The 13,338-nt window shown below is 43.2% G+C and carries 19 protein-coding genes; 2 read left to right on the top strand and 17 right to left on the bottom strand.

The features are described 5' to 3' along the window. Positions 1-267: 267 nt before the first annotated feature. The 12 genes from ndk to trmJ all read right to left on the bottom strand — a co-directional run bounded on the left by ndk (position 268) and on the right by trmJ (position 8,761). A complete protein-coding gene (gene ndk / locus AB4135_RS20060; RefSeq protein WP_020911854.1) occupies positions 268-699 on the bottom strand; it encodes a nucleoside-diphosphate kinase in 432 nt (143 codons plus the stop codon). A 214-nt stretch (positions 700-913) separates the two neighbouring features. Next, a complete protein-coding gene (locus AB4135_RS20055; protein WP_371995201.1) occupies positions 914-1,084 on the bottom strand; it encodes a hypothetical protein in 171 nt (56 codons plus the stop codon). Between the two features lie 197 nt (positions 1,085-1,281). Further along, the gene (gene iscX / locus AB4135_RS20050) at positions 1,282-1,479 is read right to left on the bottom strand and encodes a Fe-S cluster assembly protein IscX (RefSeq protein WP_371995200.1); all 198 of its coding nucleotides are present in this window, start codon (positions 1,477-1,479) and stop codon (positions 1,282-1,284) included. 137 nt (positions 1,480-1,616) lie between these two features. After that, positions 1,617-1,955: an ISC system 2Fe-2S type ferredoxin gene (gene fdx, locus AB4135_RS20045; protein WP_371995199.1), complete on the bottom strand. Its 339-nt coding sequence runs from the start codon at positions 1,953-1,955 to the stop codon at positions 1,617-1,619. 8 nt (positions 1,956-1,963) lie between these two features. Then, positions 1,964-3,826: a Fe-S protein assembly chaperone HscA gene (hscA, locus tag AB4135_RS20040; protein WP_371995198.1), complete on the bottom strand. Its 1,863-nt coding sequence runs from the start codon at positions 3,824-3,826 to the stop codon at positions 1,964-1,966. 72 nt (positions 3,827-3,898) lie between these two features. Continuing rightward, on the bottom strand, positions 3,899-4,423 hold the full coding sequence (hscB, locus tag AB4135_RS20035) for a co-chaperone HscB (RefSeq protein ID WP_371995197.1): 525 nt from the start codon (positions 4,421-4,423) through the stop codon (positions 3,899-3,901). Positions 4,424-4,440: 17 nt separating this feature from the next. Next, positions 4,441-4,764 (bottom strand): iron-sulfur cluster assembly protein IscA, encoded by a 324-nt coding sequence (iscA, locus tag AB4135_RS20030; RefSeq protein WP_371995196.1) that lies wholly within the window; start codon positions 4,762-4,764, stop codon positions 4,441-4,443. A gap of 14 nt (positions 4,765-4,778) precedes the next feature. Continuing rightward, entirely contained in the window at positions 4,779-5,162 is a 384-nt protein-coding gene (gene iscU / locus AB4135_RS20025; protein WP_020911846.1) for a Fe-S cluster assembly scaffold IscU, read from the bottom strand. 40 nt (positions 5,163-5,202) lie between these two features. After that, entirely contained in the window at positions 5,203-6,417 is a 1,215-nt protein-coding gene (locus AB4135_RS20020) for an IscS subfamily cysteine desulfurase (protein WP_371995195.1), read from the bottom strand. A gap of 84 nt (positions 6,418-6,501) precedes the next feature. Beyond that, positions 6,502-6,963, bottom strand: a complete 462-nt coding sequence (iscR, locus tag AB4135_RS20015) for a Fe-S cluster assembly transcriptional regulator IscR (RefSeq protein WP_020911844.1) — start codon at positions 6,961-6,963, stop codon at positions 6,502-6,504. Between the two features lie 196 nt (positions 6,964-7,159). Beyond that, positions 7,160-7,981, bottom strand: a complete 822-nt coding sequence (gene cysE, locus AB4135_RS20010) for a serine O-acetyltransferase (protein WP_371995194.1) — start codon at positions 7,979-7,981, stop codon at positions 7,160-7,162. Positions 7,982-7,996: 15 nt separating this feature from the next. Further along, positions 7,997-8,761, bottom strand: coding sequence for a tRNA (cytosine(32)/uridine(32)-2'-O)-methyltransferase TrmJ (trmJ, locus tag AB4135_RS20005; protein ID WP_371995193.1), 765 nt, complete (start codon positions 8,759-8,761; stop codon positions 7,997-7,999). A 158-nt stretch (positions 8,762-8,919) separates the two neighbouring features. On the opposite strand from trmJ, the gene suhB reads away from it, so the two are divergent. Together suhB and AB4135_RS19995 are read left to right on the top strand one after the other, a co-directional pair. Continuing rightward, a complete protein-coding gene (suhB, locus tag AB4135_RS20000; protein ID WP_371995192.1) occupies positions 8,920-9,723 on the top strand; it encodes an inositol-1-monophosphatase in 804 nt (267 codons plus the stop codon). Positions 9,724-9,960: 237 nt separating this feature from the next. Then, complete coding sequence (locus AB4135_RS19995) at positions 9,961-10,365, top strand: phosphate-starvation-inducible protein PsiE (RefSeq protein WP_371995191.1); 405 nt, start codon at positions 9,961-9,963, stop codon at positions 10,363-10,365. 84 nt (positions 10,366-10,449) lie between these two features. On the opposite strand, the gene AB4135_RS19990 is transcribed toward AB4135_RS19995, so the two are convergent. From AB4135_RS19990 to AB4135_RS19970, 5 genes are all read right to left on the bottom strand, one after another. Continuing rightward, positions 10,450-10,692 (bottom strand): YecH family metal-binding protein, encoded by a 243-nt coding sequence (locus AB4135_RS19990; RefSeq protein WP_371995190.1) that lies wholly within the window; start codon positions 10,690-10,692, stop codon positions 10,450-10,452. A 247-nt stretch (positions 10,693-10,939) separates the two neighbouring features. Next, entirely contained in the window at positions 10,940-11,482 is a 543-nt protein-coding gene (locus AB4135_RS19985; RefSeq protein WP_371995189.1) for a YaeQ family protein, read from the bottom strand. Between the two features lie 118 nt (positions 11,483-11,600). Further along, positions 11,601-12,512: a bifunctional precorrin-2 dehydrogenase/sirohydrochlorin ferrochelatase gene (locus AB4135_RS19980; RefSeq protein WP_371995188.1), complete on the bottom strand. Its 912-nt coding sequence runs from the start codon at positions 12,510-12,512 to the stop codon at positions 11,601-11,603. Between the two features lie 45 nt (positions 12,513-12,557). Next, the gene (locus AB4135_RS19975; protein WP_371995187.1) at positions 12,558-12,917 is read right to left on the bottom strand and encodes a rhodanese-like domain-containing protein; all 360 of its coding nucleotides are present in this window, start codon (positions 12,915-12,917) and stop codon (positions 12,558-12,560) included. After that, on the bottom strand, positions 12,917-13,234 hold the full coding sequence (locus tag AB4135_RS19970; protein ID WP_371995186.1) for a DUF2007 domain-containing protein: 318 nt from the start codon (positions 13,232-13,234) through the stop codon (positions 12,917-12,919). Before AB4135_RS19970 ends, AB4135_RS19975 begins: the two co-directional genes overlap by 1 nt. Positions 13,235-13,338: the final 104 nt, after the last annotated feature.

Here is a 13,338-nt window from a genome sequence, read left to right as displayed (position 1 = left end):
GAGACCAAGGATGGTCGAAGGTAGAATAATGCAGGAGCAATTATCGAGAGCGAAGCACGACTACATGGATTTAGGAGGTAGAGTAATGCATGGAGCAATTACCGAGAGTGCCAGAGCCGATAACAACGATTAGCGATAAGCCACTGACTTGTCTAAAGTGATTTTAACGGCCGCTGAATGAGCAAATCTTTAATGGAGTTGGTATAAATAGCATCCATAAAAAAGGAGCCTTAAGGCCCCTTTCGTCAAACTTAGCAACGCCGCGTATTAACGAGTACGTGGGCAAAGCTCTTCTGTGCTGAAGAAGTATGCAACTTCACGCTCAGCAGATGCAACAGAATCAGAACCGTGTGCAGCGTTCTCATCGATGCTTTCAGCGAAATCTGCACGGATAGTACCTTCCGCAGCTTCAGCTGGGTTAGTAGCACCTAGAATTTCACGGTGTGCTAGAACAGCGTTCTCACCTTCAAGCGTCTGAACCATGATAGGACCAGAAGTCATAAATGCAACTAGTGCACCAAAGAAAGGACGTTCGCTGTGTTCAGCATAGAAGCCTTCAGCTTGCTCTTGGCTCAGGTGAACCATTTTAGAAGCGATGATTTTCAGGCCAGCAGTTTCAAAACGGTTGTAGATAGCGCCAATGTGGTTTTTTGCAACAGCATCAGGCTTAATGATAGAAAAAGTACGTTCGATAGCCATGAAAAGCTTCCTTCTTAGATAAACGGGTTTTAATTTCGCGCGGATTATACGAAATTAATGCTTAATTGCCTACCCTTATAGTGCTATCAAATAGAGATTAGTCGGTTTTAGCAATACAGAAAAGCCAATTAGATCACAGTTCAATGCTGAATGTGGCCTAGATATGGCTTCTAAACTTATCGCTTTGTGGATAAACAAGCCCGCTATGGGTGGGTTACTTGCGATTCTTGACCCACATAACACCCGCTGCAATAACGACTAATAATGCCAGAGCAGGAGCTAGATCCATAAAATGATGGAATAACCCAATGCCACCATGGCCTTCATGTGCAAATGCTAGCGTTGGAGTGAGTAAAGCTGTAGCAAGTATTAGAAACCTACTCATATTGATGTCCCTTTGTTTAACGGCTGAATCATATCACTTTTACCTTAATGCTAGGTAAAGTGCTTCCTATTTAACTAGCCTAAAATCAAACAGAGTGAGTGAACTTGATGTCGATCAATCCAGGGTTTCTTTCACTTATTAGATCTAGCTTTACATGATTTAGATCACATCTGTATAGAAAACCATGACAAATAGTCTCACTTCTCGTCAATCCAGTGAGCTTGAATAGCTTCCAAAACCCGTTCATTACAATGGTTAGGATCATCATCAAATGCGTCGAGTTTAATCACCCACTCACAAAGATCAGTAAAGCGAATTATCTCAGGGTTAATATCTGGATAAATTTCTAAAAGCTCTAATGCAATGTCTTGCGAATCAATCCATTTTAGTCCCATGCTCATCCCCTTCAATGCAAAGTAATTTGAGTATAAACCAATTCTAGTACCGGCAAGATAGCTTGAGTAGAATTGCTGGAATTACTGCAAAAAAAAACCAGTAGGTTCACTACTGGTTTAATTCTGAAATTGACGGTCTAGTGACCTTCGCTAACCATGTTTATGGTGTACTTTGGTATTTCGACGACCAAATCACTATCTGGGACTTTTGCTTGGCAAGACAAGCGACTTTCGGGTTCGAGTCCCCACGCTTTATCTAACATATCGTCTTCGAGCTCGTCACTCTCTTCTAGCTCATCGAACCCTTCACGTACGATGCAATGACAAGTCGTACATGCACAAGATTTTTCACAAGCATGTTCAATCAAAATACCGTTGCGCAGTGCAACATCTAATACCGTTTCGCCTTCAGTGGCTTCGACAACTGCGCCATCGGGACATAAATCTTCGTGGGGTAAAAAAACTATTTGTGGCATATTGAAACCTATATATTGTCAACTGACTGGCCTTTAAGCGCCAGTTTGATTGAATTATCCATACGCTTGGCAGCAAAGTCCTGCGTCGCGGTATCTAATGCTTCGATTGCTTTTTCGATAGCATCTGTATCTTGTTCGCCTGCAAGCTGCGCTAGCGACGCCATCGCGCCCTGAATGCCATTAAGCTCATCAGTCGTCAGCAATTGACCATCTTTGTTCAACGCTGCGCTCAATGACTCTAGCACCCTTGCTGCTTCGACTTGCTTCTCGGCTAACATACGACGAGAGATATCCTCTTTCGCATTCGCCATAGAATCTTTAAGCATGCTTCCAATTTCAACATCTGATAAACCAAATGATGGTTTAACCTGAATTGTTGTTTTAACGCCGGTCGACTTTTCCATTGCGGTCACACTTAACAGCCCATCAGCATCAACCTGGAAGGTCACTCGAATATGTGCAGCGCCTGCCGCTAACGGTGGGATCCCTTTAAGCGTAAACCTAGCAAGTGACCGACAATCAGCAACGAGTTCTCGTTCACCTTGTACGACATGGAATGCCATAGCCGTTTGACCATCTTTAAAAGTGGTAAACTCTTGGGCCCGAGCAACTGGAATAGTGGTGTTACGAGCAACCACTTTTTCTACCAAACCGCCCATGGTTTCAATACCTAAAGAGAGCGGAATAACGTCAAGCAAAAGTAAATCGGACTCAGGCTTATTACCAACCAAAATATCAGCTTGAATTGCTGCGCCTATTGCAACAACTCGATCTGGATCGATTGATGTTAGCGGAGTTTTACCAAAGAAGTTAGCCACCTCTTCTCGTACTAACGGTACGCGAGTTGAGCCGCCAACCATCACAGTTTCTATCACTTCATCGCTGCTTACACCTGCATCACGTAATGCGCGACGACAGCTAGAGACTGTCTTCTTAACTAATTTACTGATCATCTCATCAAACGTTGCACGAGAAACATTGAGGGATAGGTCATTACCGCTATCATCTGTAACAGTTGCAGTTGTACTGTCACCATCGGTTAATGCTTCTTTCACCTTACGCGCTTCGATAAGTAGCTTACGGCTTAAGCCCGCACTCACCTCAACTAATGACCATTGCTGTTGAAAGTAGGCTTGTAGCATATGGTCGAAATCATCACCACCGAGCGCAGAGTCACCGCCAGTCGCTAGCACTTCGAATACACCTTTGTTGAGGCGTAAAATTGAGATATCGAATGTACCACCACCGAGATCATAAACAGCAATAACCCCTTCCTGACCAGAATCAAGTCCGTAAGCAATTGCTGCAGCTGTGGGTTCATTAAGTAATCTAAGTACTTTTACACCAACAAGCGCCGCAGCATCTTTAGTGCCTTGACGCTGTGCATCATCGAAATATGCAGGCACTGTAATAACGACGCCTTCTAGCGTGCCGCCTAATGTCGATTCGGCACGCTCAACCAAAGGTTTAAGAATATCTGCAGAGACTTGAACCGGGTTTACTTTACCTTTAGGGGTAATAAAAATAGGTAAACCATTGTCGCTGGCTTCAAAGGCATATGGCAGTGATTGAGTGCCAGACTGAATATCTTCTAGGCTGCGGCCCATGAAGCGTTTTACTGAAACGATAGTATTTTGTGGGTCTTGCGCAGAAAAAGCTTCAGCTTCACGTCCGACAAATACGCGATCTTGGGTATAACGAACAACTGAAGGCAAAGAGTGATGTTCACTTTCATCGGGTAATGTATTTGCAACGCCACTTCTGACAGCTGCAACGAGAGAGTTAGTCGTACCTAAATCGATACCCACTGCCAATCGGTGTTGGTGTGGAGCTGCAGCTTGTCCGGGCTCTGCTATCTGCAAAAGTGCCATATATATCCAACTTAAAAAAATGTTGGCTCAAGCATATTGAGCCAACAGAATTATAAAATAACAACAAGCTGCTTAAGCTAGAAGCGCATCTTCTACTCTTGCTAACTCATCTTGTAATTTCGCCATAAACTTAAGTTTACGAATTTGGTCAGCCGCCTGCAAATGATCGGATGCTAAATCACTTTCCAACTGCACTTTGAGCACCGATGTGATCTGCTTAGCAAACGTATCAAACGAATCATAAAGCGCTTCAATCTCCGCATCAGGATCATTGCTATCGCTAATATCTTCAAGCGATTCACGCCATTCCATCTGCTGCATCAAAAACTGTGTATCTTTTAGCGTAGTAGACTCGTGACTTAGCTCTATTCCCTTAAGGGCAAGCAAATGTTCAGCGCGTTGGATCGGGTTTTTCAATGTTTGATAGGCGTCATTGATTTGTGCAGTACGTTGCACTGACAATCGTTTATCTTGTTCGCTTGCATTAGCAAACTTGTCGGGATGAACCGCCCTTTGCAGTTCGCGGTAGCGTTCTGCAAGAATGGCGGTATCGACATCATAGGAAGGAGATAAACTAAACAGCTCAAAATAATTCATAGTTTAACTTTCAAAGCTTATACGGTAAAACTCTCACCGCAACCACATTCGCCTTTCGCATTAGGGTTGTTAAATTGGAAACCTTCGTTAAGGCCTTCTTTAACGAAGTCCAACTCAATCCCTTGAAGATAGACAAAACTTTTTGCATCGATGATGATCTTTACACCATCAACGTCATATAGTTCGTCATCGTCATTTAAGTCATCAACAAATTCAAGTACGTATGCCATACCTGAACAGCCTGATGTTCTTAACCCTAAACGCAGACCTAAACCTTTGCCGCGGCTCACTAAAAAGCTTTTAACGCGTTCTGCCGCAGCGGGAGTGATACTAATTGCCATCTTAACTCCAGGTATTACTTCGATTGCTTAGTTTTATACTCATCCAGAGCAGCTTTAATGGCATCTTCAGCCAAAATCGAACAATGAATTTTAACTGGTGGAAGTGCTAGCTCTTCAGCGATATCGGTGTTTTTAATCGCACCCGCTTCTTCAACTGTTTTGCCTTTTACCCACTCAGTCACTAATGAGCTTGATGCAATTGCACTACCACAGCCATATGTTTTGAATTTAGCGTCTTCGATAATACCGTTATCATCGATACGCAGCTGAAGCTTCATTACGTCACCACAAGCTGGTGCGCCAACCATCCCAGTTACCACTGAAGAATCGTTCTTATCAAATGAACCAACGTTACGTGGGTTCTCATAATGGTCGATTACTTTTTCGCTATAAGCCATGATACTACTCCAATTTATCTATTCGTTATTATCGTTAAGGTTAGTGATGTGCCCACTGGACTGAATCCAGATCAATACCGTCTTTGAACATTTCCCAAAGCGGAGACATTTCCCTTAAGTTACCAATAGATTCTGTAATTGTTTCTATTGCATGTTCGATCTCTTCATCAGTCGTAAAACGACCAATTGAGAATCGAATTGAGCTATGTGCCATTTCATCATTTAAGCCAAGAGCACGCAGAACGTAACTAGGCTCAAGACTTGCTGAAGTACACGCAGAACCCGATGAAACCGCGAGGTCTTTAAGTGCCATCATCAAAGACTCACCTTCAACGAAGTTAAAGCTGACATTTAAGCTACCGCAATGTCTTTGCTCCATATCGCCATTGATGTAAGTTTCTTCAATGTGGTTAATACCATTCCACAACTTGTCACGTAGACGACGAATACGCTCGTTATCTGACTCCATATCCGTTTTGGCAATCGCAGCAGCTTCACCGAAGCCGACAATCTGATGAGTAGCCAAAGTACCACTACGCATACCACGCTCATGTCCACCACCGTGCATTGCTGCTTCTAGGCGAATACGCGGTTTACGGCTCACATATAATGCGCCAATACCTTTAGGGCCATACATTTTGTGAGCAGAAATAGACATCAAATCTACTTTGGTCTTCTGCACATCAATTGGCATTTTGCCAACGCTTTGCGCCGCATCGACATGGAATACAATTTTACGTGAACGACAAAGCTCGCCAATTGCATCGATATCTTGGATAACGCCAATTTCGTTATTAACCTGCATAATGCTGACCAGCAAAGTATCTTCGCGCATTGCAGCTTCAATCATTGCAACTGGGATAAGACCGCTAGCTTCAGGTTGCAGGTAAGTCACTTCATAACCTTCACGCTCTAGCTGACGACAAGTGTCTAAAACAGCCTTATGTTCAGTCTTGCTAGTGATAATATGCTTGCCCTTCTTCTGATAGAAGTGAGCAACACCTTTAATCGCAAGGTTGTCAGACTCGGTAGCACCAGAGGTGAAAACGATTTCACGCGGATCGGCATTAATAAGTTCTGCGATCTGGTTACGAGCAATATCAACTGCTTCTTCAGCTTGCCAGCCGTAACGATGAGAACGAGACGCTGGATTACCAAAAATGCCGTCCATAGTCATACACTGCATCATTTTTTCTGCAACACGAGGGTCAACTGGCGTCGTCGCAGCATAATCTAAATAGATAGGTAGCTTCATCACACACTCCGTACTTTGTGGCAGCCATAGTGCTACCACTTACAACGTACAAAAAAATTATTTTTATGTTAATAACAGAGACGGCTAAATGCTGATTCTCTGTTCCTGCTGCAATTTATCTTGTTTTACAGAGATAAATTGCACATCTCTCTTTCGCATTAATCCGGCAAGCGAAATGCCGTTTAAAAAATCAGAAATCTGTGAACTCAGGTCGCCCCATAAAGAATGAGTCAGGCATCGCGTTCCGCTCTGACAATTCCCCTGCCCTTGGCAGCGTGTGGCATCAACTGATTCATCAACGGCTCGTACAACCATACCGACAGAAATTTCGCATGCATCTGTGCCTAAGCGATATCCGCCACCTGGGCCACGGACACTCGATACAAGACCATTTTTTCTTAGCTTTGCGAAAAGTTGTTCTAGGTAAGATAGAGAGATCCCTTGGCGCTCTGAAATGTCGGCTAATGGCACGGGACCATCAGTTGAGTGCATTGCAACATCTAGCATTGCAGTGACTGCATATCGACCTTTTGATGTAAGTTTCATTGCTACTACGTCTCCCAAAAAAGCATAGGCTAATTTCATCATACCTGAGTAAATTAGTCAAGTATTTAACCTAGTGGTTTGGTCAAGTATTATAAGGATCATGGCAGGAATTAAATACCCCGTCATTTTGCTGGGGTATTTAACCTGTTTATTAGGCAAGATTCAATGCCATTTATTAAAAATGGCGCACATAAAGCTAGATAATGGGATCAAACTCATCTAATGACTTCTGGCGCTTCTGTGCCGCGGCCAATTCAGCCTCACTAAACTCGTCAACTTCTAGCTCAGGGAGCTTCTCTGTGCAGACGCTACCGCCCAAAGTTTGAACAGCTTGACACACTTCTTGCACCTTCGAGTCCATTAAATGCATGTGATCTAACATTTGACCAATAGCATTCGCGACTGGGTCTGGGTTATCTGGCGCAACAGCGTAAGCATCAAAACCATACTTTTTCGCCATCTCAGTACGTCGGTCGGTCTGCTCTTTAGACTGCTCTGTAGGACTCGCTACTGCACGACCAGGGATCCCGACCACCGTGGTGTCAATAGGCACATCCTTTACAACCACCGAGTTGGAGCCAACACGAGCCCCATCATGCATGGTTATAGGACCAAGGATCTTAGCACCTGCACCAATAACTACGTTATTGCCTAACGTAGGATGACGCTTGCCAGACTGCCATGTGGTACCACCGAGCGTAACCCCGTGATAAAGCGTGCAATCGTTGCCGATTTCAGCCGTTTCACCAATCACCACGCCCATACCATGGTCAATAAAAAAACGATCGCCAATCGTGGCTCCGGGGTGAATTTCAACCCCAGTTAACCAGCGAGAAAATGTCGATAAACATCGCGATAACAGACGCCACTTGCGCACCCAAAGCTTATTACTGATCCTGTGGATCCATATTGCTTGCATTCCTGGGTAATTGAACAGTATTTCAATTGTCCCATTCGCGGCGGGGTCTCTATGGTAAATAGACGCTATATCATCTTTTAGTCTCGCGATAACACCCATGCTAACTACTTCCCTTTACTGGTCATTACTATCTTTTTTGGCAACAATCTTATCTACTGAAGTCAGAATTCCACGCAAGATATTCATCTCCTGACGCTCAATCCGTGCACGGCTAAACAATCGGCGTAACTTGGTCATAACCTGACCGGGATGCTGTTTAACGATAAAATTGGTCGAAAGCAGCGTATTCTCCATATGCTCGAAGAAGTTTTCACGCTCTTTTGAAAACGGATATTCATTATCAGGTTCGACAAAACCTTCTGGCTTATTACTTTCAAACTCTTTTTGAACCTGAGCTAGGTGTGCAACGCGTGCTTCATAACAGATGATTTGCACTGCTTGTGCTAAGTTGAGCGAAGTGTATTCAGGATTCGCAGGGATGGCGACATGATAATCACAGCGCTGTAGCTCTTCATTAGAAAGACCGTTATTCTCACGACCAAACACGATTGCAACAGGGCCTGTGAGCGAAGACTCAACCAGCTTTTCGCCCGCTTCTCTAGGCTCTAGCATTGGCCAGTCTAGAGTACGACTGCGAGCGCTAGTTGCAATCACTAAGCTACAATCAGCAATGGCTTCTTCAACAGAATCAACAGTAACAGCATGTTTTAATATATCTGAAGCCCCAGCTGCTAATGCCACTGAGTGACCATCTGGAGCAACCTTTGGCTCAGCCAAATATAGAGAAGACAACCCCATGGTTTTCATTGCACGGGCAGTGGAACCTATATTGCCAGGGTGAGATGTACCGACAAGAACAACGCGAATATTGCTGAGCATGAAATTACTTAATTTATATGAGAACACTTGAAAATATGTTACCACACAGCAGCTAATTTTACGTACACAAAAATCAGCATTTGATATAACCGAAAAAACGCGTATAATTCGGCTCCGATAATTTATATATCTGTTCTTTTACATCCAGGGGATTTGCAATGCTTCCAATGCATACTATTGCTGTGCGCGCCGCTCGCGCTGCCGGCCAAACAATTATACGTGCTTATGCAGAATTAGACCGTATTGAAGTAACTTCAAAAGGGACTAATGACTTCGTAACTAACGTAGATAAAGAAGCAGAAGCTGCAATTACCTACCAGATCCGTAAAGCTTACCCAGACCACACTATCATTGGTGAAGAGACAGGTGAGAACAAAGGCACGAGCAAAGATTACGTGTGGATCATTGACCCACTGGATGGCACTAATAACTTCGTAAGAGGTATCCCTCACTTTGCTGTATCTATCGCGATGCAGTTTAAAGGTAAAACAGAAGTCGCTGTTGTTTATGACCCAATCCGTGATGAGCTATTTTCAGCTGTTCGTGGTAAAGGTGCTAAATTAAACGACTTCCGTATCCGTGTTAAGGCTTCTAATGATCTAAGTGACAATATCATTGCCACAGGTTTCCCATTCAAGGCGAAGCAACACACTGAAACGTACATGAAGCTATTTGCATCAACATTCACCCAATGTGCAGATCTTCGTCGTGCAGGTTCTGCAGCACTAGATCTTGCGTACCTTGCCGCTGGCCGAGTTGATGGTTTCTTTGAAATTGGTCTTAAGCCTTGGGATATCGCTGCAGGTGATTTGATTGTCCGTGAAGCAGGTGGCACAGTAACTGACTTTACTGGTAACCATAACTACCTGACTTCGGGTAACATTGTTGCTGGTTCGCCAAAAACAACCACTGCACTGGTTAAATCATTCCGCCCATTATTGAGCGAAGCACTTAAACGCTAGTTATCAGTGCACATCTAGTTCAAACTAGATGAAGTGTTAAAAGCCGCCTTGATTGGCGGCTTTTTTGTATCTATCGCAATAGGACTATATAACTCGCTTGTTCTGTACAGAAACTAGTCTTACAAAATGCTGATTTCGCTAAATAAAACACGCAACTGTGAAAAGCATCACATCCCTCATGTCGCATTTTTAGCAATTACTGGTACTCTTTATTAAACGACTGCATTAGGGAACAACATGGACAAAATGTATCGAAAATACGGTATTACCAGTATCAAAGCCGTTGAACATTTAGTATTGATTATTATTGCAATTGCAACGATTGTCGCAATTGGTCAAGAGATAGTTCATATTTTTAAAGCTGGTGAAGTCGCTCTCGCGGATTTACTATTATTGTTTATTTATTTAGAAGTGTTGGCAATGGTGTCTCACTACGCTGAGTCAGGTAAGCTGCCTATTAGGATGCCGCTCTATATTGCTATTGTCGCATTAGCCCGCTATCTCATTCTAGATATGAAAGCGATGGATGATTGGCGAATAGCAGCCATCTCTTTCTCGACACTTATTCTGGCGTCCACCGTGATAGTGATCCGCTGGGGACAGTTGAAGTTACCTTATCCACGTCCTAAGGAAGATGATTAGTTATCTTTTAGCGCATCCAGTAAAAATGCTCAAAGCTTTTGCTTTGAGCATTTTTTATGTTCGTACTTGCGCTCAAGTCAAAAGTTAATGGCTACAAATGCGATCCGCAGCAGTTGCTATACCCGCTTCCGAATGAATAAACTTACCTTTTTTTTCTAGAAAAGCGATGAGTGCATCCGCATCCATCTCTTGAGCAGAACAAGTATGGTAGCGAGCCTCGGCACCAAACTTAGCATGCATTAGCGCTTTAAGTGCTTGCGGCGTTAATGACTCGCCATGTTCTAGCATCATTTCCATCACTTGATGGCCGTGTATTGATTCTGACATATTTCCTCGACATTTAAGCAGTATCTATTAAGCATCTTTATACTAAAAACTTATGCAGCAAACATTGATCTAAGCAGCAATGTTCAACTCTTTGGCTAACAAGTGCTGCAAAAATGCTAAAATAATTGCCCGTTCGCCTTTTGGGGAGTCATAAAGCTTTCGTTGAGTTTAGCTATCGACTAGACACAAAAAAGCCAGTCGTTTGACTGGCGTTTTACTTGGCGAAGAGTGACCGGGTTTTCCGTTACTATTGACCTTTTAACAACTCAGGTTCAACTAACACGCTATCATTATCATCAGAGATCCAGATTTGCCCTTCACAGATATTGATCTGTAAAGCCATATTCTTGCCGACGAGTTGTCCCATTGCTTTGACTGCGTCCTCTGGAATATTAGTTACCGTCAGATTGTCATAACGCTCAAATGCTGCCTCATTTTGCTTCCACCATATTGGTACGCTTCTGCCACCGTAGGTGATAAGTAAAACCTGTTTTGAGCGACCACAAGCCTTGCGTAACCACTTTTCATCACTTTGGCCAAACTCTACCCAAAGATCGATTTCACCTGATAAAGTCTTATCCCAAAGTTCGGGTTCATCTTCAACACACATGCCTTTACTAAAAGCGAGTGATTCGCTGGCATTCATCGCGAAAGCAAGTAATCTCACCATCATACGCTCGTCCGTCTCTGACGGGTGCTGCGCAAGTGTAAGCTGATGATCGTTATAGTAGCCGCGATCCATATCGGCGATTTGAATAGAGACTTTGAATACTGTTGCTTTTAAGGCCATAAGAATTTTCGACGAGATATTTGTGGCTAAGTGTACCCTATATCGACTAACAGAGGGGCTAAAGATAACTGCGCATTAATCTTAAACTGAAAATTTAAGTATCAGAATAAAATGACCGCTAAATAGCGCCCATTTTAAAACGCATTGCTTGCGGGAATAATACTAATAATCGATCAATTTCATTTGGCTCTGCATACACCAAGCAATGTTCTCCATCATCCAGTGCTTGCTTAAGTTCTTTATCATTAACGACTGCAACCCTAGCTGCATCTCGTCGAAGTAATTCATTAAGTTGGTGCGGCAAGTCAACGCAGCTAAAAATAGTGTCTAACTTTTGTAGGTATGGCATAGCGGCAATTGGCAGTAGTTCTGCTTCTATTTTAGTATCAAGCAGTACAAGTTCGCCTTTTACCTTGGAAAGCGAAAAGCTATCTTGATAATGCTTTGCAGTATCAGCATCAAAGCGTGACTGGTTAAGCTTAAAAAAACGTTCCCAAAATACTCGTCTTTCTTTGAACACAGGTAACCTTTGCTGAACATCGTTGCGGCGCTCGGCGATAAAGTCAAATAGCGGTGTAATGGATTGTGGTAACCATGATTCAAGCCGAGATCTTAGCTCTCGAGCAAAAACAGGTGCAGCTCCAGCGGTACTAATTGCTATCTGTAAACGACCTCGATCAATAATTGACGGGGTTATAAACCGACAGAAGTCAGGGTTATCGACAACATTGACCCAAATATTTCGTTGCTGCGCTAATGTTGCTAGCTGTTCATTCAGTGTCTTATCTGCAGTCGCCAAATAGACTAAGTCCCAGCCATTAACATCCTCAGAGTTAACTTCGCGCTCCTCAAGGCTAATGCGCCCCTTATGCTGATATGTGAGCACTTCATTGCTGCAATCTCTTGCTATCACATGAATTTCTGCATCAGTTCGGCTCAATAGCTCAAGTTTGCGGCTAGCCACATCCCCAGCGCCAACAATGAGTACTTTCAAAGATTGGGTATCTACAAACAACGGAAAATACTGCATTTAACGAACCTACCTCAGAGGGGGCTAATATGTTTTATGTAAGGGTTAATCTTTATCAATTGGCAATTGTCTCTCAAGCCAAGCTTTATAACCACCCGCTACTGAGACAACTTCGGAATATCCCATAACTTGTAGGTTTAAAGCTGCCATTGCGGACCGGTAACCACCTCCGCAATATAGTGCCAGAGGCATCGCTTTATCTGGAAATCGAGTTTCAATATCTCTTTCGATAATGCCCTTTCCTAAATGGTGGGCATTAGGTAGATGGCCTTTATTCCACTCATGATCTTCACGAACATCAATAAGCGTATATTTTTGATTAGCTTGGTATTGCTCAACCGTGATCTCCTTAATCTGAGGAAGAATACTCTCAACTAAGGCTAAAAATGCGGGGTTATGTTTCATCAACTGTATTTCTCACTTCTTTCTGCACTGCAATTCCAACAAAGCTCGAAACTTGCTTCGTTAACTTCATGGCAGTTAACGCATTTCCATTGCGGCCTCTCAGCATTAATAGAAGCCATCTGGGTTTTAGCATTAACGTAGTCAACTTCAGCAACCCATAGCTCGACATTTTGGATCCCAGTGGGTAATTCACCGACACCACCTAAAAGCGCCTCTCCTTTCACTTCCACTGCTATGCCACTTGATTCAAGCATACCTTTCCAAGTGTGGGCTTCTAATAAGTTTCCAGCTGCAAGTAACCGCATTTTATCATCCATGTTATTTCCTACTGCAATTGCTCTATTGGCAAGTTCTAATAACTACTACGGCTAATGATATCCAGATTACAGATTATAATTATCCTATTTTAGCTATTTTAGCT

Source organism: Shewanella sp. 10N.286.54.B9, assembly GCF_041468565.1.
Classification (GTDB): domain Bacteria; phylum Pseudomonadota; class Gammaproteobacteria; order Enterobacterales; family Shewanellaceae; genus Shewanella.
This window is presented reverse-complemented; position numbering and strand designations above follow the sequence as displayed.

Excerpts from the sequence above, each read along its gene's own strand:
- AB4135_RS19970 (WP_371995186.1), bottom strand. The coding sequence starts at position 13,234 with ATGGATGATAAAATGCGGTTACTTGCAGCTGGAAACTTATTAGAAGCC.
- hscB (WP_371995197.1), bottom strand. The coding sequence starts at position 4,423 with ATGAATTATTTTGAGCTGTTTAGTTTATCTCCTTCCTATGATGTCGAT.
- AB4135_RS19990 (WP_371995190.1), bottom strand. The coding sequence starts at position 10,692 with ATGTCAGAATCAATACACGGCCATCAAGTGATGGAAATGATGCTAGAA.
- hscA (WP_371995198.1), bottom strand. The coding sequence starts at position 3,826 with ATGGCACTTTTGCAGATAGCAGAGCCCGGACAAGCTGCAGCTCCACAC.
- cysE (WP_371995194.1), bottom strand. The coding sequence starts at position 7,981 with ATGGGTGTTATCGCGAGACTAAAAGATGATATAGCGTCTATTTACCAT.
- suhB (WP_371995192.1), top strand. The coding sequence starts at position 8,920 with ATGCTTCCAATGCATACTATTGCTGTGCGCGCCGCTCGCGCTGCCGGC.
- AB4135_RS20020 (WP_371995195.1), bottom strand. The coding sequence starts at position 6,417 with ATGAAGCTACCTATCTATTTAGATTATGCTGCGACGACGCCAGTTGAC.
- AB4135_RS19985 (WP_371995189.1), bottom strand. The coding sequence starts at position 11,482 with ATGGCCTTAAAAGCAACAGTATTCAAAGTCTCTATTCAAATCGCCGAT.
- iscR (WP_020911844.1), bottom strand. The coding sequence starts at position 6,963 with ATGAAACTTACATCAAAAGGTCGATATGCAGTCACTGCAATGCTAGAT.
- iscX (WP_371995200.1), bottom strand. The coding sequence starts at position 1,479 with ATGGGACTAAAATGGATTGATTCGCAAGACATTGCATTAGAGCTTTTA.
- fdx (WP_371995199.1), bottom strand. The coding sequence starts at position 1,955 with ATGCCACAAATAGTTTTTTTACCCCACGAAGATTTATGTCCCGATGGC.
- AB4135_RS20055 (WP_371995201.1), bottom strand. The coding sequence starts at position 1,084 with ATGAGTAGGTTTCTAATACTTGCTACAGCTTTACTCACTCCAACGCTA.
- AB4135_RS19980 (WP_371995188.1), bottom strand. The coding sequence starts at position 12,512 with ATGCAGTATTTTCCGTTGTTTGTAGATACCCAATCTTTGAAAGTACTC.
- AB4135_RS19975 (WP_371995187.1), bottom strand. The coding sequence starts at position 12,917 with ATGAAACATAACCCCGCATTTTTAGCCTTAGTTGAGAGTATTCTTCCT.
- AB4135_RS19995 (WP_371995191.1), top strand. The coding sequence starts at position 9,961 with ATGGACAAAATGTATCGAAAATACGGTATTACCAGTATCAAAGCCGTT.
- ndk (WP_020911854.1), bottom strand. The coding sequence starts at position 699 with ATGGCTATCGAACGTACTTTTTCTATCATTAAGCCTGATGCTGTTGCA.
- iscA (WP_371995196.1), bottom strand. The coding sequence starts at position 4,764 with ATGGCAATTAGTATCACTCCCGCTGCGGCAGAACGCGTTAAAAGCTTT.
- iscU (WP_020911846.1), bottom strand. The coding sequence starts at position 5,162 with ATGGCTTATAGCGAAAAAGTAATCGACCATTATGAGAACCCACGTAAC.
- trmJ (WP_371995193.1), bottom strand. The coding sequence starts at position 8,761 with ATGCTCAGCAATATTCGCGTTGTTCTTGTCGGTACATCTCACCCTGGC.